Annotated in this window: 20 protein-coding genes; 14 read left to right on the forward strand and 6 right to left on the reverse strand. The window is 36.8% G+C overall.

Annotated features, from left to right (window positions below):
• Nucleotides 1–53 precede the first annotated feature (53 nt).
• The 9 genes from GNY06_RS11710 (at nucleotide 54) to GNY06_RS11750 (ending at nucleotide 9,921) form a co-directional block, all read left to right on the forward strand.
• A complete protein-coding gene (locus tag GNY06_RS11710; protein WP_244614428.1) occupies nucleotides 54–413 on the forward strand; it encodes a DUF2752 domain-containing protein in 360 nt (119 codons plus the stop codon).
• A 60-nt stretch (nucleotides 414–473) separates the two neighbouring features.
• Entirely contained in the window at nucleotides 474–1,205 is a 732-nt protein-coding gene (locus tag GNY06_RS11715) for a WG repeat-containing protein (protein ID WP_244614429.1), read from the forward strand.
• Nucleotides 1,206–1,370: 165 nt separating this feature from the next.
• Nucleotides 1,371–3,479 carry a TonB-dependent receptor gene (locus GNY06_RS11720; RefSeq protein WP_166520239.1) on the forward strand — a complete coding sequence of 703 codons (2,109 nt, stop codon included), beginning with the start codon at nucleotides 1,371–1,373 and terminating at the stop codon, nucleotides 3,477–3,479.
• Between the two features lie 580 nt (nucleotides 3,480–4,059).
• Complete coding sequence (locus tag GNY06_RS11725; protein ID WP_176590027.1) at nucleotides 4,060–4,710, forward strand: hypothetical protein; 651 nt, start codon at nucleotides 4,060–4,062, stop codon at nucleotides 4,708–4,710.
• 7 nt (nucleotides 4,711–4,717) lie between these two features.
• Nucleotides 4,718–5,239 (forward strand): acyl-CoA thioesterase, encoded by a 522-nt coding sequence (locus GNY06_RS11730; RefSeq protein WP_166520240.1) that lies wholly within the window; start codon nucleotides 4,718–4,720, stop codon nucleotides 5,237–5,239.
• 109 nt (nucleotides 5,240–5,348) lie between these two features.
• On the forward strand, nucleotides 5,349–6,293 hold the full coding sequence (locus GNY06_RS11735) for a 2-hydroxyacid dehydrogenase (RefSeq protein WP_166520241.1): 945 nt from the start codon (nucleotides 5,349–5,351) through the stop codon (nucleotides 6,291–6,293).
• A 30-nt stretch (nucleotides 6,294–6,323) separates the two neighbouring features.
• Nucleotides 6,324–7,577 carry a serine hydrolase domain-containing protein gene (locus GNY06_RS11740; RefSeq protein WP_166520242.1) on the forward strand — a complete coding sequence of 418 codons (1,254 nt, stop codon included), beginning with the start codon at nucleotides 6,324–6,326 and terminating at the stop codon, nucleotides 7,575–7,577.
• 21 nt (nucleotides 7,578–7,598) lie between these two features.
• A complete protein-coding gene (locus GNY06_RS11745; RefSeq protein ID WP_166520243.1) occupies nucleotides 7,599–9,407 on the forward strand; it encodes an Ig-like domain-containing domain in 1,809 nt (602 codons plus the stop codon).
• A 4-nt stretch (nucleotides 9,408–9,411) separates the two neighbouring features.
• Complete coding sequence (locus tag GNY06_RS11750; protein WP_166520244.1) at nucleotides 9,412–9,921, forward strand: heme-binding domain-containing protein; 510 nt, start codon at nucleotides 9,412–9,414, stop codon at nucleotides 9,919–9,921.
• Nucleotides 9,922–9,971: 50 nt separating this feature from the next.
• Here GNY06_RS11750 and GNY06_RS11755 read toward each other — a convergent pair whose 3' ends face one another.
• The 5 genes from GNY06_RS11755 to GNY06_RS11775 all read right to left on the reverse strand — a co-directional run bounded on the left by GNY06_RS11755 (nucleotide 9,972) and on the right by GNY06_RS11775 (nucleotide 14,273).
• Nucleotides 9,972–10,481 carry an NUDIX hydrolase gene (locus GNY06_RS11755; protein ID WP_166520245.1) on the reverse strand — a complete coding sequence of 170 codons (510 nt, stop codon included), beginning with the start codon at nucleotides 10,479–10,481 and terminating at the stop codon, nucleotides 9,972–9,974.
• Between the two features lie 8 nt (nucleotides 10,482–10,489).
• On the reverse strand, nucleotides 10,490–11,419 hold the full coding sequence (xerD, locus tag GNY06_RS11760; RefSeq protein ID WP_166520246.1) for a site-specific tyrosine recombinase XerD: 930 nt from the start codon (nucleotides 11,417–11,419) through the stop codon (nucleotides 10,490–10,492).
• Between the two features lie 27 nt (nucleotides 11,420–11,446).
• The gene (locus tag GNY06_RS11765) at nucleotides 11,447–11,878 is read right to left on the reverse strand and encodes a deoxycytidylate deaminase (RefSeq protein WP_166520247.1); all 432 of its coding nucleotides are present in this window, start codon (nucleotides 11,876–11,878) and stop codon (nucleotides 11,447–11,449) included.
• Nucleotides 11,875–12,645, reverse strand: a complete 771-nt coding sequence (locus GNY06_RS11770) for an enoyl-CoA hydratase/isomerase family protein (RefSeq protein WP_166520248.1) — start codon at nucleotides 12,643–12,645, stop codon at nucleotides 11,875–11,877. Before GNY06_RS11770 ends, GNY06_RS11765 begins: the two co-directional genes overlap by 4 nt.
• A gap of 134 nt (nucleotides 12,646–12,779) precedes the next feature.
• Nucleotides 12,780–14,273, reverse strand: a complete 1,494-nt coding sequence (locus GNY06_RS11775; protein WP_166520249.1) for a catalase — start codon at nucleotides 14,271–14,273, stop codon at nucleotides 12,780–12,782.
• Between the two features lie 100 nt (nucleotides 14,274–14,373).
• Here GNY06_RS11775 and GNY06_RS11780 point away from each other — a divergent pair, with 100 nt between their 5' ends.
• From GNY06_RS11780 to GNY06_RS11790, 3 genes are all read left to right on the forward strand, one after another.
• Nucleotides 14,374–15,327: a hydrogen peroxide-inducible genes activator gene (locus GNY06_RS11780; RefSeq protein ID WP_166520250.1), complete on the forward strand. Its 954-nt coding sequence runs from the start codon at nucleotides 14,374–14,376 to the stop codon at nucleotides 15,325–15,327.
• A gap of 199 nt (nucleotides 15,328–15,526) precedes the next feature.
• Nucleotides 15,527–16,831, forward strand: a complete 1,305-nt coding sequence (gene metK, locus GNY06_RS11785) for a methionine adenosyltransferase (RefSeq protein ID WP_166520251.1) — start codon at nucleotides 15,527–15,529, stop codon at nucleotides 16,829–16,831.
• A 103-nt stretch (nucleotides 16,832–16,934) separates the two neighbouring features.
• Nucleotides 16,935–17,531 (forward strand): superoxide dismutase, encoded by a 597-nt coding sequence (locus tag GNY06_RS11790; RefSeq protein WP_166520252.1) that lies wholly within the window; start codon nucleotides 16,935–16,937, stop codon nucleotides 17,529–17,531.
• Between the two features lie 129 nt (nucleotides 17,532–17,660).
• Here GNY06_RS11790 and GNY06_RS11795 read toward each other — a convergent pair whose 3' ends face one another.
• A complete protein-coding gene (locus GNY06_RS11795; RefSeq protein ID WP_166520253.1) occupies nucleotides 17,661–18,857 on the reverse strand; it encodes an endonuclease/exonuclease/phosphatase family protein in 1,197 nt (398 codons plus the stop codon).
• A 796-nt stretch (nucleotides 18,858–19,653) separates the two neighbouring features.
• Here GNY06_RS11795 and GNY06_RS11800 point away from each other — a divergent pair.
• Both GNY06_RS11800 and GNY06_RS11805 read left to right on the forward strand, forming a co-directional pair.
• Nucleotides 19,654–22,503: a carboxypeptidase-like regulatory domain-containing protein gene (locus tag GNY06_RS11800; RefSeq protein ID WP_166520254.1), complete on the forward strand. Its 2,850-nt coding sequence runs from the start codon at nucleotides 19,654–19,656 to the stop codon at nucleotides 22,501–22,503.
• Between the two features lie 17 nt (nucleotides 22,504–22,520).
• The gene (locus GNY06_RS11805) at nucleotides 22,521–23,933 is read left to right on the forward strand and encodes a DUF5689 domain-containing protein (RefSeq protein ID WP_166520255.1); all 1,413 of its coding nucleotides are present in this window, start codon (nucleotides 22,521–22,523) and stop codon (nucleotides 23,931–23,933) included.
• The last annotated feature ends 34 nt before the right edge of the window (nucleotides 23,934–23,967 follow it).

Raw genomic sequence — 23,967 nt, forward strand, 5'->3', positions numbered from 1 at the left:
ATATAGATATTTATTGTGAACAAGAGATGAGACTAATTTTTAAAGATCGTTTTATGTTTAGATTATCGATGCTGTTGCTGTTAGGGGTAAGCATTTATGTTTTCTATCGCTATAATCCAGAGAATAATGATTTTTTTTGGAAATGTCCTTTCAGGCAGATCACGGGTTATGATTGCCCAGGTTGTGGTAGCCAGCGGGCATTACATGCGTTGTTACATGGAAATTTGAAGTTGGCATTTTCTTATAATGCCTTGTTTGTAATGGGACTTGCCTATTTGGCTATGGGTTGGTTAGTGCAATCTCCAGCTGGAGCCGCAAAGTTTCCCAAATTAAGAAGTCTCTGGTTCAGTCAGAAAACGATTGTGATTCTCTTGGGTGTAATTATTATTTTTGGAGTGGCTAGAAATTTATAAATTATAAAATCCTATCAATACATAAAAGTGTCGAATAAGTTTCTATTAATAAAAGGCATAATGAATAAGTTTTTCTCTTCACTATTCACTGTGGCAAGTTTCTTATGGGTATATGCAGGGCCCGCAAAAGAAATTGGAGGTTTTCCAGTCGAAAAAACGATGCCTCCTGATAAGCCTATACCAGAATTAATACCCTTTTTTAAAAATGGTAAATTTGGATATATAAATATTTTTCGAAAGGTAGTTATTCCACAAAAATTTGATTTAGCGCTGTTTTTTAAAGAGGACTGTAACTTGTTACAAGCGGCCGATCATAGATTAAGAAAGTTTGGTTCTATGGACTATGCTACAGTGGAGATTAATGGTGTTGCTTATAGAATTAATCGTGAAGGGAAGATCGTATATCGATATAGGGCTTATGATTTGGGACGGTGTATAACAGAGGTTCAAATTCCCGCTTATATCACCTATGAGGATATGACCGGACATTATGGATTGGCAAAAAAGGATGGTTTAGGTTTGGCCGATACCTCACAGGTTTATATTCCGGCTCAATATCAATATTTATACGTAATGGATTCTGAGGATATTGATGACCCGATGATTATCGCTATCCGAAATAATAAATACGGTGTAATCGATAAGCATAATAATATTGTGATAGATTTTAAGTATGAGGACATTAAAAAAAATCTCTCTTGGAAGGAGGCTCATTTATTTGAGGTCAGCAAAGATGGACGCCGATATTTCTTTATGGATAAGCGTTCTAATATTTATTCCTATTCTTATTAAAAAATAATATTTTTTGTTTTAGCTTTGTAATGTTTAAAAAGGGGTGCCTTAATGGGCTGAGAAGATACCCTCTGAACCTGGGCAGGTTATGCTGCCAAGGGAATTTAAGTGTACAAAGGCTTTAGCCCGTATTGATGCATCCTTTTATTCTTTAATTATATTAGAATGAAAGGAATATTTTTTTTATCCGTCTTTAGTCCGGCTGTATTTAGTTTTGCTCAGCAACAAAAAGACAGTATTTACGAAATTGATGAGGTGAAGGTGGTAAAGAAACTGCCCATTACCACCCAGGTGATTAAGATAGAAAAAAAGATTCAAAGAAAGAATCTGGGGCAGGATTTACCTTATTTGTTAAAGAATGAAACAGGCGTAGAGTCTACTTCAGATGCAGGGAATGCGATAGGTTATACCAGTCTTAGAATTCGGGGGGTTGATGGTAGTCGTATTAATGTTATGCTGAATGGGGTTCCTTATAATGATAGTGAATCTCAAAGCAGTTTTTTTGTAAATATGGCCGATGTTACCTCTTCTGCTTCTCATGTTATTATTCAGCGTGGTGTAGGAACTTCTTCCAATGGTACCGCATCTTTTGGGGCAAGTCTAAATATTATCACCCGCGACCCCGAAAAACGAGCATATTTTTCTACACAAAATTCTGTAGGTTCATTTAGTACCCATAAACATTCTTTTGAAATAGGTACAGGCAGTCTTATGGAGGGTAAATTATCTTGGATGGGACGCTATTCGATTATTAAATCAGATGGTTATATTGATCGTGCAGCTTCGGATCTCAGCTCCTATAATTTTTTAGTTCTTTATCAAGCCGGAAATACTAAAATCAGATTTCAAAGTTTCGGAGGAAAAGAAAAAACTTATCAGGCTTGGCAGGGCCTCTCCAGGGAGCAATATCAGCGTAATCCTCGATACAATACCGCGGGTGAGATCTATGATAAACAGGGGAAGGTGACAGGGTTTTATGATAATGAAACCGATAATTATCAACAAAGACATTACCACTGGCTATGGCAACAGCGTTTTAGTGATCAGTGGAATTTCAATACAACGCTTTACTACACCCGTGGTTTAGGCTATTATGAAAATTATAAATCCAATGAAAAACTCAGTAAATATGGGATATCGCCTTTTATAAAGGGTAGCGACACCATTTCCAAAGCTGATGTGATTCGCAGAAAATGGCTGGATAATGATTTCTATGGTCTGGTCTCAGAGTTAAACGGGCGCTTTCGTCGTTGGGATCTTAATTTTGGATTAATTGTAAATCAGTATGAGGGCAGACATTATGGTCAAGTCATAAAGGCTCAGTATGTTGCTGATATTGCTTTACCTTATGAGTACTATAGAAATAAGGCTACTAAGAATGAGGCTTCTAGTTATGCCAAGGCTTTATATCGGTTGGGCAAACTTCAAATATTTGCCGACTTACAACTTCGCAATATTCATTACCATTCCAATATTATAAAGGCTAGTGCAGGAGAAACCCCGTTTTTTAATGAAAAATATATGTTTTTTAACCCTAAGTTAGGGGTTAACTACTCTTTGAAGGAGGGGACATTTTATCTCTCCTATGCTCAGGCTCATCGAGAGCCTGCCCGCGGTGACATCTTGAATAATCCAGACGTGAGACCAGAAATTCTGCATGATTTTGAGTGGGGATATAATAAAGATTTTGGTGATTTATCGCTCTCCGCGAACACTTATTATATGCTATATAAAGATCAGTTGATTCTTACGGGAACACTCAATGATGTAGGGGCAGCCTTACGTCAGAATATACCGAACAGCTATCGTGTTGGGCTTGAACTGGGGGGAAGCTATGTTTTTACCGAAAAATTTAATGCCTTGATGAATGTTAGCTTTAGTCAGAATAAAAATAGAAACTATATTGTTAACATTTCAAAGGGCGAGATTAAAAATTTAGGAACTACCAATATCTCATTTTCACCTAGTTTTATGGGCAATATTACTTTGAATTATTTACCTATAAAAGATTTGCAACTCTCCTGGGTGAATAAGAAAGTGGGATCTCAATATTTAGATAACTCACAATCGGCAGAACAAAAGTTAAAACCCTATTATTTATCAGATTTTATAGCGAGTTATCATGTGGTCGTAGGAAAAATTGAGATAGACTGTAGTTTGTTGGTTAATAATTTATTCAATTATAAATATACGAACAACGGTTATGTAGGACCATATTATTATGCACAGGCAGGAACTAATTTATTAGCTGGAATAGCCTTAAAATTTTATTAATTCTTATCTGAATTTCTCTGGAGATTAATCATGCTTTACAGAAAAATGATAACGTTAAAACCCCTTATAGGGGCTGGAAGCCCCCTAATCAGAGTTTAAAAAATTTTGATGAAATTGGAGATTGCTCCCTTGAGGATACTTACTAGCACATTTCAGCTTGGCCATTTTTATTGCTCTTGGGTGAACATTCTATATTTTAGTAATTGCTTACAGTCTAATATAATCGCACTAAAAAAGGGGTATATCGCTCTTTTTAATGGTGGTACATTTCTATTTTAGAATAGTTTTGTGTGAAGTTTTTTGTATAAGATACCCCAAAATGTATTTAAATTACAGAAAGGTTTTTATGGCCCCCAGTATATAGCTTATGTTAGGGGGGATAAATTGTCTATGATCATTTGAGATAAATTTTATCTCAGATGATTAATCTTATAGATTAAATAGTAATTTTGTGTGAGTGAAAAAATGTTGTACATTCAGAATCAGTAATCTAGAGGAATAGAGGGAAACTTATATTAAAGATTTTTATTTTTTATATCCTTTTTTGCTATCCTGTAATAAAATAATAAATTTGCCCATCATGAATATTGCACAGCAAATCATACACGATTTACAAAACCACAAGAAGGTAGAACTTTCGGGCTTAGGTACATTGAGTCTGCTTATTAAGCATGCAGAGGTGGATGAAAAAAAGGGCAAAATACTCCCTCCTAAACAAGAAATTGTATTTTTAGCAGATAAAAAAAATGTAGAGAACACCTATACTCATTATGCTCATGCATGGTTAAAAAAGTTATTCTTAGGTGAGCAGGTGGAGGTCCAAGGCCTGGGGAGTTGGGTAAAGAGGGGAGAAGATATTGTTTTCATTCCAGAAGAAGAAATTTCTGATAGCGCTTTTTATGGTCTTGAGGAGATTCCACTTTCTAAGATCACACGGATTAAAAAAAGTACAGGGGTCAATGCGCCTTCTGAATATAGGCTTTATAAGTCTTTATTATGGGTTTTGTTCTTGATCATATTGATAGCGGGAATTGTCTATTTAGGAATAAACAATAGAAAGCAAATCTTTGGGAAAGTTTCATTTTTAAGGGAAGTTCCTAATAAGATCAAAGTAATTACAAACAAAGTGTTACCTCTTAAAAAGCAACAGGTAGCAGTCCCGCAAAAAAAAGATAGCCTAAAACACGATTCACTACATAAAGCAAGCCAGCACTCGAATTTAAAAAAGTAAAGAAAGAATGAAGAAGAAAAAAAAAGCGTCAGAGTCATTAACTTTAATGACCAATATCGTATTGCCCAATGAGACCAACTCTTTGCGCAATCTTTTCGGAGGAGAATTACTATCTCGAATGGATAGGTGTGCTTCCATATCTGCCTCCCGACATAGTGAAAGAAGAGTGGTAACGGCTTCGGTAAATCATGTTTCCTTTAATGAACCTATCCCAGAGGGAAGTGTAGTGGTCTTAGAATCTAAAGTATCGCGTGCCTTTTCCACTTCTATGGAAGTATATGTGGATGTGTGGTTGGACGATCCTATTCATAGGAAAAAGATACATACCAATACTGGGATCTATACTTTTGTCGCCGTAGATCAATTTAATAAGCCCGTTCCGGTAGCCGAACTTCAACCGGAAACTCAAGAAGAACAAGAGCGCTATAAAGCTGCTTTGAGAAGAAAAGAGCTCAGTCTGATCCTATCGGGCAGGATGAAACCTACAGAATCTATAGAACTAAAAAAACTTTTCGCTGGAGAAGCCTAAGAGAGAGTTTAAGTGTATAGCAAGAGGAGATTATTAACACTACTTTTTCTCCTCGGCTATAGTTTAGATTCTCTTATTGCTGGTGTTAATTAAAAAAAAGATTTTTTAGATGTCTCAACCTTTAATACTTTTACTTGATAAAAACCACCCCCTTATCGTCGATCAACTTTTAGCCGCAGGCTTTAAGGTGGAAGAGGATTATACTTCATCTTATGAGGAGATAAGATTAAAAATACATCTTTATAAGGGGATTATTCTTCGCAGTCGTATTCCCATTGATCAGCAAATTTTAAAAGCTGCTAAGAAATTGAAGTTTGTGGCCCGCGTAGGTGCAGGCATGGAAAATATAGATATTGAGACGGCTACAGCACTGGGAATCAACTTGATCAACTCTCCTGAGGGGAATAGAGACTCCGTTGCAGAACACGTACTGGGGATGCTTCTTATATTAATGAACCGTTTATTTATTGCTTCTGAACAAGTCAAGAGAGGTATTTGGTTACGAGAAGAAAATCGTGGGGATGAGCTTATGGGGAAAACTTTCGGAATCATCGGTTATGGGAATATGGGTAAAGCAGTAGCGAAAAGATTGGCAGGTTTTGGAGTAAAAAAAGTTATTTTTTATGATATTCTGCCCGGACTGGGAGATGAATATGCTCAGCAGGTGGACTTGGAGACTTTACAGCAGGAAGCTGATATTATAAGTTTACATACTCCCCAAACCCCTAAAACCCACTATTTGATAGATGAAGCCTTTATTCAGGACATGAAGAAAAATTTTTATCTGGTCAATACAGCCAGGGGGAAAAATGTGAACACAGCTGCTCTCGTTAGAGGATTGAAATCTGGCAAGGTAAAAGCGGCTTGTTTAGATGTGTTGGAATATGAAAATGCCTCTTTTGAGAATGTGCAAGCGATTGAAAATAAAGACCTTAATTACCTTCTAGATTCAGATAAAGTAATTGTGACCCCTCATATTGCTGGTTGGACCGTTCAAAGTAAAATTAAATTAGCACAGTTTATTGTGAATAAGATATTACAATTAAATATATAATTTACCGTTCTTATTAATTAAAGGATATTTATGACAAGATATAGCGCTTTCTTTTTGGTTTTACTGGTTGCAAATTGTATAGCTTGTAAAAGCGATCACCGACGCATACAGTCTAAAAAAGGAGATGGACAGAGTATCGAGACACTCCCCAATTATAGTAATGTTGATTTGAGTAAAGTCTTTACACCTCAAGATTCAAGAATAGAAAATAAACCAGCGATTATACAAGCCATAGATGAGTATTATCGATACGTATGGGAGCGTGGAAATCTCAGTGGAGGGATTTTAGTAGCTAAAGGAGATGAGATTTTATATGAAAAGTACAGAGGAATTGCACGAGAAGATACTGCACTACCTATAGAGAAAAATGTGGGCTTACACGTAGCTTCTGTAAGTAAACCCATTACGGCTATGGCGGTTATGAAACTAATAGAAGCCGGCAGATTGAAGCTTGATCAGCCCCTGAGCTCCTTATTTCGAGGTTTTCCTTATCCAGATATCACTGTTGAAATGCTTCTTAAACAACGTAGTGGTTTACCTAAATATGAACATTTCTTAGAAAAGGCTCAAGTTTCCAGAGAGCATTATATAACCAATCGCTTTATATTAGATTTTATTATAAAAAATAAGCCAGAATTAGCGCGAAAGCCCAATACAGGTTTTATGTATTGTAATACCAATTATGCTTTGTTAGCATTGGTGGTGGAGAAGCTTACTCAAATGCCTTTTCCTGAGGCGATGCAGGAAATAGTTTTTAAACCTTTGAAGATGAAGCACAGTTTTATTTTTCAGCAAAAGGATATTCCTACGGCCTCACAATCTTTTTATAACAATGGAAAAAAGTATCCTTTGGATTATTTAGATCTCGTCTATGGAGATAAGAATGTTTATACCACACCACGTGATCTCTATAAATTTTCTAAAGCCTTATTTTCTAAAGATTTTTTAACACCCCCTCTTAAAAATCTTATCTTTCAAGCTTACTCGAATGAAAAATCCGGGGTTAATAATTATGGTATAGGCTTCAGAATGAAGCAATTTGTTAATGGAGAGACATTGACTTACCATAACGGATGGTGGCATGGCTCCAACGCGGTATTTGTACACTTGCTAAAATCTAAAACCACTATCATTGCTATTGGCAATAAGTATTCTCCTCGTGTTTATTCCACAGTGGCTTTATCTTGTTTATTTGAAGATTTTCCGATTGAAAAAGAGATTCTTTATAGAGAGCTCGCGAGAATCCCCTCGGCAATGAGAAACCTTTCTTATGTGAGCGAATAAAAATTCGTTAAATTTGCCCCTATGAGAAATCTCTTCTTTTTGTGGTGTATGCTCCTGATGTTTTCCTGTGCTAGAGTAGGAGAGCCTGAGGGTGGCAAAATGGATAAAACACCCCCTCGAGTATTATCATCAAAGCCAGATTCTATGGCTACAAATGTGCCAACCAGCCTAAAGGAGTTAAGAATTAATTTCGATGAATATATAATATTAAAAGATGCTGCTAAACAGCTCATCATCTCTCCCCCTATAAAAAAAATAAAGAAGACCATTCCCTCTTCTATGGCCAATAAATATATCTTGATACAATGGGAAGACACTCTTAAGGCCAATACCACCTATAGCTTTAATTTTGGGAACAGTATTGCCGATAATAACGAAGGGAATATACTCCCCTATTATAATTTTGTTTTTTCAACTGGGGAAAAGATTGATAGTTTGTATGTCAGTGGTTATGTCGACGATATCTTAAAACCAAAAAATAAAAATAAAGAACTTGCAAGTAATGAGAATACTAAGCCTACTGTGGTAGGTCTATATCAAAAAGGAGTAAAGGATTACCGGGAAAAGCCTTATTATATTGGGCAGGTGGATGCTGATGGTTATTTTGAGCTGACCTATCTTGCGGCGGGAGATTATAACCTTATCGCTTTTCAGGATGATAATATGAACAATATTTATGATCCTGGAAAAGAGAAAATTGCTTTTTTATCAGAGCCCTTGCATCTGGATCAAAACATGAAAGGCTTACGTTTGCTGCTCTCCTCTCCCAAGAAGAAATTTAGATATGTAGAGGCAAAAATGATCCCCGGCGGGGTAAACCTGATCTTTGAGGGAAAACCAGACAGTCTCCAGCTTCATACCTTGGGGAATACCCTTTCGGATTATAAAATAAGACATAAACCTAAATCGGACTCTGCCTTTATCTGGATAAACCCTAAAGCGGAAAAACTTACAGAAATTGCATTTAACTTTAGGTTCTCGTATTATAATGCTGAAAAAAAGAAAATTGATACCACCTCTACTTACTATAAGGTGAATCCAAAGGATGAACTAGTGTTAAGTAATCGATCAGGATCTGTTCTTCCACCAGAGAGCGGACTAAGGTTGGGAGCGAATATGGCATTAGACAATGTGGATTTTAGCCAGTGGAAACTTACGACCGATAGTATCACATCTGTGCCCTTTCAAGCAAGAGTCTTAGAGGGTAATCCTTTTGATATTCAGGTTGATGCGTCTTTTATGGCAGGTAAAAAATATAGCCTTAGAGTCCCTAAAGAGAGTGTTTCTTCTTTTTATTATAAAAATTCCAAGCCTATTATTTTTAATTTTGGAATAGGCAAAAATGAGGATTACGGAGCGTTGACGTTCAAGTTGAAAAATGCACCTCAAGCCCCCTTCTGGTTTCAGTTGCTAAATGACAATTTTGAGGTGGTTAATCAACAAAAAGTAGAAGGTAAAACCGAAATCAAAATCAATCATCTCCAGCCTCAGACTTATTCCGTTAGAATACTAGTGGATAACAATAGAAATGGAGTGTGGGATGGCGCTGATTTTGAAACCCATACACAACCTGAAGAGGCATACCTTTATAGAAAGAAAATGGCGGTGAGGCCCCTTTGGAATTTAACTGAAGATTGGGATTTAAAAGATACTTCTCCTCCCTCAACACAGGAAGAACAGGACGAGAATTTAATGCCTTCAGGAAGTGGAATCAGGAGTATAGAAGATCACATGAAGGAAAAATCAGACGAAGGAAAATCAAAAGAAGTCGATAAAAAAGAGCAACAGAATAGGTGGCAAAGAGGGCAAAATCAGGGCTTTACAAACTAGGTTTATGTTAAAAAAGATCCTTTTATGGAGTGTATTGGTTTTTGCGCTCATTCAGTTAATTCCTGTGGACAGGAAGCCAAAGCCTATAGATCGAAAAAATAATTTTGCGGATATACAAAAAACGCCAATACATATTGCAAGTATTTTACGCAAGGCTTGCTACGATTGTCATTCAAATGAAACACAATACCCTTGGTATGCTTATGTGGCTCCCATATCCTGGACGGTCAAGGATCATGTTAACGAAGGAAGAGCGAGATTGAATTATTCTGAATGGTATGGCTATAATGAAGATCAGAAAAAGGGTATTTTGCAGAAGTCGATATCTACTTTGCAACAGCGAACAATGCCTATGGCTGCTTATATGATTAAGCATCCCGAGGCTAACCTTACCCTTACGGATCGAAACTTATTGATTCAATATTTTAAATACTTACTGGATGCAAAAAAGCAAGATGGTATGCAGAATGTAGAACATTTTATACATGAAGTCCAGGGCTCAATAAAAAAATAAAAAGCCCTAGCTAGGGCTTTTATTGGTTTTGCTTAAGAATAAGCCTTATTCTATGCGGTTAGGTATTTTTCGAAAAATTGCCTTTGAGAGCTAAAGGCAAGCTCTTCTAATTTAATATGGTATTTGTTTATCCATAGGGCTTCTGCGATTTCCTCTTCTTCCAAAATAATATCAAATTTGTCTCGCACTTCATATTCAAAGAAAAGATCCATGGTATGGTATACAATACCTTTGAAAGGATAAGTATTCGGAATACTACAGATATATTTCAATCTGCCTTCATCGATTTGTACTTGTAACTCTTCAAATAATTCACGTTTACAGGCCTGTTCTGCTGTTTCTTCAAAGTCTATAAATCCGCCAGCTAGATCCAGCTTCCCCATCTCGGGGTTTTGGTTTCTGCGTGTCAGCAAAATATCGTTTTCATGTTTAATAATTACAGCTACAGCAGCAGCTGTATTATTATAAAAAATAAATTTACACGCGGAGCAATACATTTTTTGTCCATTAAAGGATAAATACTCTTGTGCGCAGCACGGGCAGAAACGTAGATCTAGCATATTTTTATTTATTGTTTAGCATATTTACGACTCCGAGGGTGAAAATCAATAATGGCCGATCGCAAGTGGTCAGTATCCAAGTGGGTATAGACCTGTGTAGTGGTTATACTGGAATGACCTAACAGTTCTTGAATAAATCTAAGATCAGCACCATTTTGAAGGAGATGAGTAGCAAAAGAATGTCGGAATGTATGTGGAGAGATACTTTTATAAATTCCAGCTTTCTCAGCTAATTCCTTTATCATAATAAATACCATTACCCTCGATAGGGGCTTACCCCGGCTGTTCAGGAAAACCACATCCGAACATTTTGGAGCAATTTTCATAAGATTTCTTACATGGGTAATATAGTTGTGAAGTACATTTTGGGTGTAAGTAGCCAAAGGAACCAATCTGATTTTTTTGCCTTTACCTTCCACCCGAATATAGGATTCTTTAAAATTAATGTCGGAGAGCTTAAGATCAATCAGCTCCGATACACGTAGTCCACAGCCATATAGGATCTCAATCATACAAAAGTTTCTTTGTCCGATTGTAGTGGTCTGGTCAATGACAGAAATAAGTTTTTCTACATCTTCAAAACTAAGCGTGTCGGGAAGATATAGACCTAATTTCGGTCCTTCTAACAATGATGTAGGATTCTCCGTGATCATTTCTTCTTCAATAAGATACTTATAAAAAGCCTTTGTAGAGGATACCCATCGAGCTTGAGTTCTTTCGCTAATCCCTTGCTTAGACTGGTGTTGAATAAAGTCTAACAGATGATCATAACTAATAGCTTCTGGAGGGGTACCCTGTAAAAACTCCTGAGCGAAATCCGCCAGTTTTTTTAGATCCCTTATATAGGCATCTAAAGTATTACTGGAAAAATTTTTCTCAAATTTTAAATATTCTGCAAAGTTTTTAATCTGTGTATCCCAATTTTTTTTTTCATTCATGTGTGTGTGTTTTTTGTTTAAAGTTGTTTATTCTAGTTTTGTTTCATGTATCTGTATTATTTCGATTCCTGCTTCTTTTAAAAAATTAAGTCCTTCGTGATCGGAATAGTCGCGGATGTAGACCAAACGCTTTATACCCGATTGATGTATTAGTTTACTACATTCCTTACAAGGGGATAGCGTTAAATATAACGTAGCGCCCTGACAGGTTTGTGTAGAGTTTGCCAGTTTTAGAATAGCATTGGCTTCTGCGTGCAAAACATACCAGTGTGTTTTCCCGTCTTCATCCTCGCAGCAGTTTTTAAAACCAGAAGGTGTACCATTATAGCCATCAGAGATAATAGTTCGGTTATTCACGATCAGAGCACCCACTTGTTTTCTCTTGCAGTAGGATAATTTTGCCCATTCTTTGGCCATACGCAGATAGGCGATATCAAACTTGGTAATCTCTTTACTCATGAGAAGTTGGGTTTTCTTTTCTCTAAAAATGCGGCGACTCCCTCTTTTTTATCCTCCAGTTCAAATAATTGAGCAAACGATTTTATTTCCGTTTCAAATCCATTTTTAGTATCCGAAGCATTTACGGATTGAATCGCTTTGCTTATAGCAAGCGGCGAATTTTTAGCAATTATCGATGCCAATTCTTTTGTTTTATTCATCAGTTCTGATAGGGGAAATATCTCATTCACTAGGCCTATTTCTTTAGCTTTTTGTGCAGAAATCATTTTGGCCGATAAAATGATTTCGTTGGCTAAACCTTTGCCCACCAATTTGGGCAGACGTTGGGTTCCTCCGTAGCCTGGAATAAGACCCAAGGTAACTTCTGGTAGGCCTAGCTTCGAGGTTTCGGATGCGTAACGAATATGACAGGCCAAGGCCAATTCGAGACCGCCCCCTAAAGCAAAACCGTTGATTGCAGCAATCACAGGTTTCTTTAGATTTTCTATTTTGTCAAAAACGAGTGTATGTCCTCTTTTTGCCATCTCCTCGCCCTGCGGTGCTTTATAATCTGCAAACTCTTTGATGTCTGCACCAGCGACAAAGGCTTTATCACCACTTCCTGTGATGATGATCACCTTAACATCGGCATTTTCTTCTGCTTCAGAAATAGCTTTGTTGATATCCAACAAGGTCTGACTATTAAGAGCATTTAAACTCTTGGGTCTGTTGATTTCTATAATCAGAATTTCGCTTTCTCTATTTATCTTAACGTTACTATCTATCATGTCTTACAAAATTTCTTTTTATTAAAACAGAAACAAAAATAATATTTAAAGTTTTATTAAAATATTAATAAATATAATAAAAAAAACCAAACTACAAAATCGAGTTTGGTTGGTCTCTGCACAATCCAATTCTTTTACTGAATGGAATGTTGCATCTGATTCGAATCTATAGTAACGCCTAAGCCTTTTGCAATTCTTATTCCAAGATCAATATTTGCTCTAAAAAAGTGGCAAAGTTGTCGGTTAATAATCAGATCTTTCTTTTCACCTTTTATTCCTTTCATATGCTCCACAATATTGTGAACCAAGTGGGTTTTCTGTTCATCGTCCATCACTTTAGCATATAAAATACCGGGTTGAGTGTAATGGTCATTATCGTCTTCATTTCTATTGAAATAAGCGACGTGGGCACTGTTGAGTTCTTCTTCAAACGGTTTATAATCCTGTTCGGCTTCTATATTGTCAAAGCTATTCGGATAATAATTAGGAGAGTCGCCACTATTAGCCCCCATCCGCATATAGCCATCTCTCTGATAATTGTTGACCTCATAAGGACACGCATTTACAGGGAGCTGGTGAGCGTTAACACCCACACGATAACGATGGGCATCGGCATATGAAAATAAACGTCCTTGGAGCATTTTATCCGGAGAAAAACTGATGCCATCTATCAAATTGCTCGGAGCAAATGTACTTTGTTCTACGTGGGCAAAATAGTTGATTGGGATTTCATTGAGCTCCAGGATGCCCACATCGATTAATTCAAAATCCTCATGTGGCCATATTTTGGTGACATCAAAAGGGTTCCAGCGGAAGTTTTTAGCTTGTTCCTCCGTCATAACTTGGATTTGCATTGTCCATTTCGGAAATTCTCCCTTATCTATGGCATTTACTAAATCCTCTTGAGAGAAATCCGGATTTACACCTTTCATTTCAATAGATTCTTCAAGGGTAAAGTTTTTAATGCCTTGTTGTGTTTTAAAGTGAAACTTTACCCAGGATCTTTCATTTTGGTCATTAATCATGGCGAAGGTGTGAGAACCATACCCGTTCATATGCCTGTAACCATAAGGTGTTCCCCGGTCGGACATCAGAATTAATACCTGATGAAGCGATTCCGGATTGAGCGACCAATAATCCCACATGACAGTGTGATCTTTAAGATTGGTTCTGGGCAATCTTTTTTGAGTATGAATAAAGTCCGGAAATTTTTTGGCATCTTTAATAAAAAAAACCGGTGTATTATTGCCCACTAAGTCCCAATTGCCATCTTCGGTATAAAATTTTAAAGCGAAACCTCTAGGATCCCGTTCTGTATCGGCGCTGCCTTTTTCTCCTGCTACTGAGGAAAAACGAGCGAAAATCCTACACTCATTTCCTATTTTAGAAAAGAGTTTAGCGCGGGTATATTTACGAATGTCCCCCGTAACTGTGAATTTTCCATAAGCCCCAGAGCCTTTTGCGTGCACCACTCTTTCCGGTATACGCTCTCTTACAAAATGGGCCAAATTTTCCTGTAACATGAAATCCTGTAACAGAACAGGCCCCCTATGACCCACTGTTTGAGAGTCTTCATGATAGTAATAAGGTATTCCCGCAGCATTGGTAAGTTTCTTTTTATTTTCCATAGCTGTTTTATTTTTTTAGTATTTTTTAGGATTAGTAAAATTAGCCATTTTCTTTTTGATAAAATGGCTACATTTGTTATACTTTTAATTTATATTTTCTATGAATATCCAGCAACTTGAGTATTTAATTGCCGTTGATAAATACAAGCATTTTGGTAAAGCAGCTCAGGCCTGTTTTATTACGCAGCCTACCCTAAGCGCTATGATTCAGAAATTTGAAGAAGAGCTGGATATAAAAATATTTGATAGAACCAGCCATCCTATCAGAACAACTGATGCAGGTCAACAAATTATAGGACAGGCTAAAAATGTGATTGACGATGTAATGGAGCTGCGCAATAAAGCCAATCTTCTCAAGAATATTGTCTCAGGAAAAATTAATATAGGGGTTATTCCTACCGTATCGGCTTTTCTTCTCCCCAATGAAATTTTTGATTTCCTCAAAAAAAACCCAAAAATAGAAATGAAGGTAAAGGAAATGACCACTGAAAATGTGATTAAAGCTTTAAAGGCGGGGGAGATAGATGCAGGTATTATTTCTACACCTTACGCTGCTGCAGATGAGTTTTTTAGTGATTTTTTATACAATGAGGAGTTACTGATTTATTCGTCTAAGAAAGATTTAAAAAAAGAAGGTGATAGTTTTATTATTCCTGAAGATATAGATTTGGATGATGTGTGGTTGTTATCTGAAGGAAATTGTTTGAGAACACAAGTTGAGAATATCTGTAAATTAAAGGAAAATGATTTAAAGCCCTCTAACCTAGATTTTAAAGCTTCTAGCGTTAGTACTTTGGTACAGATGGTAGACAGAGTAGGAGGTTTGACGATTATACCTGAAATGGCTGTAGATCAGCTCACAGAGGTTCAGAGAGAAAAAGTTTTGCACTTTCGCAAGCCTTATCCTAAAAGGGAAATCAGCCTGATCTATTATAAGCCTACCTACAAGCAAAAGCTTCTCGATGAAATGACTTTTTCCATAAGGGAATCCCTAAAATACAAACTGAAATATGGAGGATCTCCTGCCGATTTTATAGGGGTGAAACCTGAATAAATCCATTTTATATTATGAGGTTAAATAAAAAGCCGATATCGCTTAAGTATTTTTTAAATAAAAAATGTAACTTTGCGCTAAGTGATTAAGAGGAAAAATTTGTGCTGATTGCAACCTCATAAAAAAAATGCTAAAACGGTATTTCTTATTTTTTCAATCAGTGCATTTTCAAATATTTTAACATCATAATAATAGTATTATGCCCTATTTATTTACATCAGAATCTGTTTCCGAAGGACATCCGGATAAAATTGCAGATCAGATATCCGATGCTTTAATCGATCATTTTTTAGCTTATGATAAGGACTCTAAAGTTGCTTGTGAGACTTTGGTCACGACTGGTCAGGTAGTGTTGGCAGGAGAAGTTAAATCCACAGCCTACCTTGATGTACAGGTTATTACCAGAGAAGTGATTAATCGCATAGGTTATACCAAAGGAGAGTATATGTTTAATGGTGATTCTTGTGGAGTCATCTCAGCCATTCATGAACAATCACCGGACATCAATCAGGGAGTAGACAGAAAGGTAGAAGATGAGAGTTTTGAGAGTAAAGCGAGTGTTCAAGGAGCCGGAGATCAAGGGATGATGTTTGGTTATGCGACGAATGAAACAGCTAACTATATGCCTTTAGCACTAGATTTAGCTCATACTATACTGAAAGAACTGTCCGCAATTCGAAAGGAAGGTAAAGAGATTACCTATCTACGCCCCGATGCGAAAAGCCAGGTAACTATAGAATATTCGGATGATCATAAACCCATTCGTATAGATTCTATTGTATTATCCACACAACACGATGATTTTGCTTCAGAGCAGGAAATGCTTCACCAAATCCGAGAGGACATAAAAAGCATTTTAATCCCTAGGGTAATTGCGGCTCAACCGGCCTCTATTCAAGCGCTATTTAACGATCAGATTAAATATCATATCAATCCCACAGGTAAATTTGTAATCGGAGGCCCTCATGGGGATACAGGATTGACTGGAAGAAAAATTATAGTAGATACTTATGGTGGAAAAGGCGCTCATGGAGGGGGGGCATTCTCTGGGAAAGATCCCTCAAAAGTAGACCGAAGTGCTGCTTATGCCACGCGCCATATCGCTAAAAATATGGTGGCTGCAGGTATAGCCGACGAAGTATTGGTACAGGTGTCCTACGCTATAGGGGTAGCAGAGCCATGCGGCCTATTTATCAACACCTATGGTACTTCCAAGTTGGAGCTTTCTGATGGAGAGATTGCGCGAAAAATATTGAATATTTTTGATCTTCGTCCCTATGCTATAGAACAAAGCCTGAAGCTAAGAAGTCCAATCTATCAGGAAACTGCCTCATATGGGCATATGGGGAGAGAACCTTATATAGCGGATAAGGTTTTTAACAAAGGAACTGCTCACGAACTCATATTAGAAAATCTGGAGTTTTTTACTTGGGAAAAACTCGATAGAGTAGAGGATATTAGACAAGAATTTGGACTAAAAAATGATGAATCTAGAGACGGATAATCAGTATTTTCTATTGATTAGAAGGTGTAAAAGATAGAGATCGGATTCGTTTTCATGATTTTTATTCCTTAATTTTGAGTTTTAACCTTTAAAATATAAAAAAATGTCATTTGAATTACCAAAATTAAAATATGCATACGATGCATTAGAGCCTACTATTGATGCTCAAACCATGGAAATCCACTATTCCAAGCATCATCAAGCTTATGTTGATAACCTTAACAAGGCAATTGAAGGAACTGATTTGGAAGGAAAAAATATAGAAGAGGTCATTAAAACAGGGAGTGATAAACCTGCTGTAAGAAATAATGGTGGAGGACACTTTAACCATACCTTATTTTGGGATATTTTAACGCCTGGAGGTTCAAAAGTTCCTGTAGGAAAGGTAAAAGAAGCCCTTGAAAACTACGGTGGTTTCGAGAAATTCAAAGCAGATTTTTCAGAAGCGGCTAAAACTAGATTCGGTTCAGGATGGGCATGGCTTATTAAGAATACTGACGGATCTGTAAGTGTGGGATCTACAGCTAACCAAGATAGCCCGATTACACCTAATGTGGGTATTTCTGGTACGCCCATTTTAGGCATTGATGTGTGGGAGCATGCTTATTACCTAAAATATCAAAATAAGAGGCCAGATTATGTGGCTGCTTTTTTTGATGTTATCAATTGGGATAAAGTAGAAGAGAATTATAATAAATAAAGATCTGTAAAGAAGGAAACAAGGGCTGTCTTCATATTGTTGAGGATGGCCCTTTTTATTTTTTTATGTAGCGTATTCCTAATAACCATTCACTTCTGGGCACACGTATTAGTATACTATTTTCATTCATCAGTTTACAGGTTTTTGGAGTATACTGAAAACAGGAAAATGGTCGCTGTAACCTCCCGTAAATTTATCTCCCACCCAGGAGCGGAAAGGATAACCTTTATAGTTTCCCTCTTTCAATATTAAATAATCGGGTGCGAAGACTTGCGTGGTATAAATTGTATAGGTCTTTTGGAGGGAGCTTTCTTTATTTCTGATTAAATTTTTTGAATAAAAAATTTGGTCAAATAGGTTCGGAGCATCCTGATAAGCTAAAGAAGCCACCCCTTGTTTAAACATTTTATACATAGGGTTAAAATAGGGGGTCGCCTCACTTACTTTATCCTCGGATCCCGTTGTTTTAGCGTAATTTTTCAGACTGGAACTCACAGGATTGTCATTAAAATCTCCCAAGGCTATTAGTTTATATTCAGGATCAAGAATTCTGATACTATCCATCTGTTGGTTGAGCAGGGCTGCGGCAGCATTTCGTTTAGGGAGGGAAATGCTTTCGCCTCCTCTTCTGGAAGGCCAGTGATTGACAAAGAAGGCGAATTTCTCGCCGTCTAATAATCCTAACACGACTAACAGGTCCCGAGTATATTCACGTTTACCCTGATGAAATATTTTCAATTCTTTTTTCCAGGCTTTTTCTAGTTGAAACCTTCCTTTTTGGTAAATCAATCCGTTATCAATACCTCGGGCATCATAAGAATTAAAATGCACAATTCCGTAATTGTATTTTGCCAGTTGGGGTTGCTCAATTAAAGCTTCTAAAACCTGTCGGTTTTCGACTTCTGCCAGCCCTACGATTGCTGGAGCTGTTTTAGTATATTTTCTTCCGATTTCCGAAATCACCTGTGCGATATTATATATTTTTTTATGGTATATTTTTTCGGTATAGTTTTTAGCACTCTTAGCGGTAAACTCGTCGTTGAGGTATTGTTCTCTGATCACCTTTTTCCCTATTAATAAAGCATCACTCCATTGTCCTTGGTAAGCTTCATGTACTAAGTAGGGTATGGAATCTACCGGAATACTTCTGTGGAAAGCAGGGGTTCCTACAGGTTTGGTACCATCTATATAGTCTGCCGACTTGTAAGGGTCCCATAGGTTCTCGACATTATAAAATCCTACAGCAGCCACGCGTATTATATTATAGTTTTGTGCAAAAAGTGATGCGTGTACTAATAATAGTAGAGTGAATAAATATTTTATCATCTCAAATGTTTTTATAAATTGTAAATATACTTTTGATCTTTTATTTTCGCTTGAATTTTGCTATTAACATTATCCATTATAAAGTAGATCAGTTTGCTTTTCAGACTATTTTTAATCGATATATTGGGAGGCTTCATGGTTATTCATCAATTTTAATAGACCCCATTTTATCTTGACATTCGTGAGAGGGAGTCATTATGAGATACTCTGCTTAAAGCGCTCTGAAATCTTGCTTTACGGGGCTCTAGACTCTAGTTCTATTGTTCTTCTTCTAGCTTCATTTGTCTCATGATTTGCTCATAAATTTTATCACATTATCAATTTTAATGTGTTGGGGAAAGTTCCCTTTTCAAAAAAACTGCTCTCCGACTGCATTTAGGTCAATGCCACCTGTTGCTTCCTGAATTCATTTTTTTGATAAAATTTTTATTGTTTTAAAATTAATAATTTAATTGAAAAATGTTTACTTTTAAACTGTCTGGTTTTTGGGATAAGCTCAACTTAAAAAGTAAACTTAAAGAAATTTTATTTTTAGATCACTCCCTAAGCAGGGTCAGAAGTTTTAGCTTCACTCTAATTCTAGGCTTTTGCTAATAATCTGATAGAGTTTTTTGAAAAATATTTTTTCTGTCAAGTCATTTTAAGTTTATATTTTTTTAATTCATATTGAACAACGAATTGAAAAACTTAATTTTGTAATTCCATCAATAAGCGTGTTTTTAGTATATCCTGTATGAGATATACAATTTAAGGATTAAAAACAAGGCGATAGATTGTAAAACTATAACTTTAAGATATGATAAAAAAGCTATCATTATGGATCGTTACCACACTATTACCTGCATCCCTGTTCTATGCTCAGACTACGGTTTTCGCCTATATTCAAGATGCTTCAGGAAAACCTGTGGAAAACGCCGTAGTAGATATTAGGGAATCTTCCTATAGGGTAAAGGCTGATAAAATCGGATATTTTCAGTTGGTAGGTCTTAAGCCAGGACATTACCAGATTACGGTATCCAAACCTCCATTTGAGTCTCAGATAGTGGATTTTGAGGTAACGGCAGGTAAGAAGAGAAAGAGCTTGGGAATCATTAAGTTATTGTTTGGTTTTACAGATTTGGATCAGGGTTTTACCGTTCTGGATCAGAGTGATGACTCGGATGAGTCCAATCATCAGTCTACTGTAGGTTTATTGCAATCTTCTCGTGATATATTTAGTAATATTGCTGCGTTTGATCTTGGATTTTACTGGTTCCGCCCTAGGGGGATTGACGGTAGGTCAGGAGAGAATATGTTAAATGGTATTTCGACCACTCGTCCAGATCGGGGTATGATCGACTTTAGTGTTTGGGGAGGGCTTAATGAAATTACCCGCTATCCAGAAATTGCCGTAAACCATAGTCCTTCTGAGTATACTTTTGGAGGTGTGGGATCAGTATTTTATAAAAATACAAAGGCGAGTGATTACAGAAAAGGAAGTAGTTTAATCTATTCATTAACCAACAGGAATTATAAGCATAGACTTTCCTATAAATATGCTTCCGGAATGAATAAAAAAGGTTGGGCATTTACAGCTATGATAGCCAGAAGATGGGCCCAGGAAGGAATTCAAGAAGGAACATTTTATAATGCGCTTAGTGGTTATATAGGGGTAGAGAAAAAACTTAATGATGGACATTCGATTAGTCTGAATGCAATAGGATCGGATTACAGAAAAGCTACTTCTAGTGCCAATACACAGGAAGTTTATGATTATAGGGGAATTCATTATAATGCCTATTGGGGCTGGCAAGATGGAAAAAAGCGCAGTGAGCGAATCAAAACTGGGTTTTTACCCATGCTACAACTTACCGATTATTGGAAAATTAATCAAAAATCCGAACTTTGGACAACACTTTCTTATCAGTTTGGAAAGGAAAAAGCTTCCCGCCTTGATTGGTATAAAGCCAATAATCCTTCACCTACTTACTATAAGAGGTTGCCAAGCTATGGCAGAAGTCAGGACAGGCCGACAGACCATATGGAAGATGTTGAAATCAATGAAGACCGCTGGAGGAATAATGATCAGGCCTATACCCAGATTAATTGGGATAATCTTTACCGCCAGAATAGGGGAAATAGCGATCCAAATTACGGAGGTGCCCGCAGGGCGATGTATTTTCTGGAAAATGATGTTAAAAATAATAAAATATGGAGTCTTTCCTCCCACTACTTTAATCATCTCGGAGATAGGCTAAAGTTGATGCTCAATCTTTCTTATCAAAATTATTACTCCGAACAGTATCGGGAGATTAAAGATCTATTGGGAGCGGATTTCGCTTTGAATATGAATCCTTTTGCCAAAGATGAGAAAGGGCGTAATTTTAATACACTGGATGAAAATGTTGCTAAAAAGGTAGGCGATAAGTTCGGTTACGATTATATCTACAGGCGTCAGGATCTTAATTTTAATACTGGTTTAAAGTTTTCTGCGGATAAATTTGATGCTTTTGTTTCTGCGCTTGTGGGGTATTCGGCCAATAGCAGAGAAGGTCTGTTTAAGCATTATACTTATGAGGATTCTTATGGAAAAAGTGGACAGCAGAATTTCTGGAATTTTGGAATAAAAGGGCAGTTGGTGTATAAATTGAATGGAAGAATGTTCCTCGTTTATAATGGAGGCTATTATTTTCAGTCACCTTTTATGGATGATATTTTTGTAAATCCCAGATTTAGCAATAGCGTTTCTCCTAATATTAAGAATAAGCTTATCAATGCGAATGATATCGGATATGTGGTTTCTGCTCCGAATTTTAAAATGAGACTTACGGCTTATATGATTGATACCCATCATGACACCTATATTCAGCGGTTTTTTGCTGAAGGAGTCTCTTTTAATACATTGGATGAACAGGGGCAGCAGGTTCAGAGTGATAACAGAGCCATGATCTCTGAGGTTATTTCTAATGCGAGTAAAAGAAATATGGGGGTTGAATTTGGCGTTCAGGTAAAGCTTACGCCTAACTTAATGGCTAATGGTTTGGCCAGTATGGGACAGTATACTTATAACAATAATCCGAAGCTTTATTTTGCATCCGATGCTCTGGGCGTTTTTTATGATCATAATGAGAGAGGAGAGCTGGTTAGAACAGAATTTAAGAATTTGGGGACCGCTTATCTGAAAAATTATAAACTAGGTGGAACGCCACAACAAGCTTTTTCGATAGGGTTGAAGTACAATAGCCCTAAATATTGGTGGATTAGCGGAAATTGGAACTATTTCCGAGAGGCCTATTTAGATCCCAGCCCAGCGCTGAGGACCCATCATTTTATCGATAATCCCGATACACCTGGTGTTCCCTATGCTGAGATTACAGAACCTGAATTGAGAAGGGTTCTGAAGCAGGTAAAGTTACCCGAAACATTTTTTTTCAATGCGAGTGCAGGAAAATCCTGGATGATTGGTAATTATTATTTTTTGGTTTCAGTTATGCTCAATAATATTCTGAATAACCATAAATATATTACTGGAGGATTCGAGTCATCCAGACGGATTAATTATAGAGACTATGTGAAGGATTTTAATCAGGAAACTCCGATTTTTGGACCGAAATATTTCTATTCACAAGGGAGATCTTATTTTATAAATGTTCAATTACGTTTCTAAATTTAAAAGCAAAGCAAATGATGAATAAAATATATTTTAAAGCGGTTTTTATCATAGCCTTTTTAGGGGTCCTTTTTTCCTGTGTGAAGAGTGATGACTTTGAAGTGCCACCCCTCCAGTGTGTGGATAACCTTCCGGCAACTAACCATACTTTATCCGATATTCATAGTTTAGCCAAGAAAAAACCTACTCATAATGATTTGGTTAAAGAAGATTTTGTGGTAGAAGCTTATGTCTCTTCAAGTGATGAGAGTGGTAATATTTACGGTGCACTTTATGTTCAAGATAAACCAGAAAATCCAACACAAGGAATTGAAATAGGGATTGGGGAGGCTAATCAATATGGAAATTTCCCCGTAGGATCCAAAATTAGGATTAACCTCAAAGGACTATTGGTTCAGAAGCTAAACAACAACATCAAGGTGGGCACCTATGATCCTAAGTATGATGTAGGGAGAATTAGCTCCAATAAATTGAACAATTATATTGTGAGAGCCTGTGGTGAGAATCAGACTCCCATTGTAGCAAAAATCGTCCCCTTAGAATTTAATACCATTGCCGAGGCCGTAAGGAATGGTCAGCATACCAATCAGTTGATAAAGATAAAGCACGTACAGTTTGATCAGGACGAGTTGGGTAAGCGATTTGCCGATACGGATAAAAGGGTTTCAAGTCGTTATCTCACAGATAGTAAATCTGATAAGCTGGAGCTTAGATTTAGTAGTTATGCCTCTTTTTCTACGACTCCTATATCACCAACTTATGCTAAAAGTGGTAGTATCGTTCTTATTCTCAGTAGATATACCAACCCCTACAATTCTAGGGTTACTGAGCAGGCTTATTTGAGAAAACTTTCTGATATTGAATTTACAAGTGCTAGGTTTTCGCCAGGTATACCTAAGGAGCCATCTGGTACGGCCAGTCTCCTCTTTAAAGGATCTGACTTTGAAAACTGGCAGGATTTTGTTGCTTCTTTAAACCGTTTTGGTTTACAACCTTATGCACGGCTAGCTCGAGATAGGGGATATAAGGGAGGAAATGCCCTTTTGATCCAAGGAACCCCTACTCAGAATGATTATGTTTTTACTGCACTGCATAACCAAGATCTCCCTAAGAAGCCTAAGAGAATTACTTTATATATAAAAGGAGTTTCAAAAGGTAAATCTCTATCTTTTAATATTTATAAAGAAGATGGACATTCTTACGCTTATAATTTAGGGGAATTTAAGACCGGAGCAATCTTAGATCCTTCGCCGACCACCAATGCTTATACAGGTTCTATAGATACGGGAGGACAGTGGAGGCTGGTAGAACTTTCTTTAGAGGGGATTACTGATTTGAACAAAATTCCCAATAAAAATATTTTTGCACTTAAAGTCGGTAATAAGGCAACCTATGATATTCTGATTGATCAGATTAAGATAGAATAAAAAAAGAGGCGGTTAAGCCTCTTAGAATATAAAA

The sequence above is a fragment of the Elizabethkingia argenteiflava genome, from assembly GCF_009904105.1.
In the GTDB taxonomy this organism is placed as follows: Bacteria; Bacteroidota; Bacteroidia; order Flavobacteriales; family Weeksellaceae; genus Elizabethkingia; species Elizabethkingia argenteiflava.

Bases quoted from the DNA above. Each gene is read 5' to 3' on its own strand.
- GNY06_RS11710 (WP_244614428.1), top strand. From the start codon at position 54: ATGTTTAGATTATCGATGCTGTTGCTGTTAGGGGTAAGCATTTATGTT.
- GNY06_RS11715 (WP_244614429.1), top strand. From the start codon at position 474: ATGAATAAGTTTTTCTCTTCACTATTCACTGTGGCAAGTTTCTTATGG.
- GNY06_RS11720 (WP_166520239.1), top strand. From the start codon at position 1,371: ATGAAAGGAATATTTTTTTTATCCGTCTTTAGTCCGGCTGTATTTAGT.
- GNY06_RS11725 (WP_176590027.1), top strand. From the start codon at position 4,060: ATGAATATTGCACAGCAAATCATACACGATTTACAAAACCACAAGAAG.
- GNY06_RS11730 (WP_166520240.1), top strand. From the start codon at position 4,718: ATGAAGAAGAAAAAAAAAGCGTCAGAGTCATTAACTTTAATGACCAAT.
- GNY06_RS11735 (WP_166520241.1), top strand. From the start codon at position 5,349: ATGTCTCAACCTTTAATACTTTTACTTGATAAAAACCACCCCCTTATC.
- GNY06_RS11740 (WP_166520242.1), top strand. From the start codon at position 6,324: ATGACAAGATATAGCGCTTTCTTTTTGGTTTTACTGGTTGCAAATTGT.
- GNY06_RS11745 (WP_166520243.1), top strand. From the start codon at position 7,599: ATGAGAAATCTCTTCTTTTTGTGGTGTATGCTCCTGATGTTTTCCTGT.
- GNY06_RS11750 (WP_166520244.1), top strand. From the start codon at position 9,412: ATGTTAAAAAAGATCCTTTTATGGAGTGTATTGGTTTTTGCGCTCATT.
- GNY06_RS11755 (WP_166520245.1), bottom strand. From the start codon at position 10,481: ATGCTAGATCTACGTTTCTGCCCGTGCTGCGCACAAGAGTATTTATCC.
- xerD (WP_166520246.1), bottom strand. From the start codon at position 11,419: ATGAATGAAAAAAAAAATTGGGATACACAGATTAAAAACTTTGCAGAA.
- GNY06_RS11765 (WP_166520247.1), bottom strand. From the start codon at position 11,878: ATGAGTAAAGAGATTACCAAGTTTGATATCGCCTATCTGCGTATGGCC.
- GNY06_RS11770 (WP_166520248.1), bottom strand. From the start codon at position 12,645: ATGATAGATAGTAACGTTAAGATAAATAGAGAAAGCGAAATTCTGATT.
- GNY06_RS11775 (WP_166520249.1), bottom strand. From the start codon at position 14,273: ATGGAAAATAAAAAGAAACTTACCAATGCTGCGGGAATACCTTATTAC.
- GNY06_RS11780 (WP_166520250.1), top strand. From the start codon at position 14,374: ATGAATATCCAGCAACTTGAGTATTTAATTGCCGTTGATAAATACAAG.
- metK (WP_166520251.1), top strand. From the start codon at position 15,527: ATGCCCTATTTATTTACATCAGAATCTGTTTCCGAAGGACATCCGGAT.
- GNY06_RS11790 (WP_166520252.1), top strand. From the start codon at position 16,935: ATGTCATTTGAATTACCAAAATTAAAATATGCATACGATGCATTAGAG.
- GNY06_RS11795 (WP_166520253.1), bottom strand. From the start codon at position 18,857: ATGATAAAATATTTATTCACTCTACTATTATTAGTACACGCATCACTT.
- GNY06_RS11800 (WP_166520254.1), top strand. From the start codon at position 19,654: ATGATAAAAAAGCTATCATTATGGATCGTTACCACACTATTACCTGCA.
- GNY06_RS11805 (WP_166520255.1), top strand. From the start codon at position 22,521: ATGATGAATAAAATATATTTTAAAGCGGTTTTTATCATAGCCTTTTTA.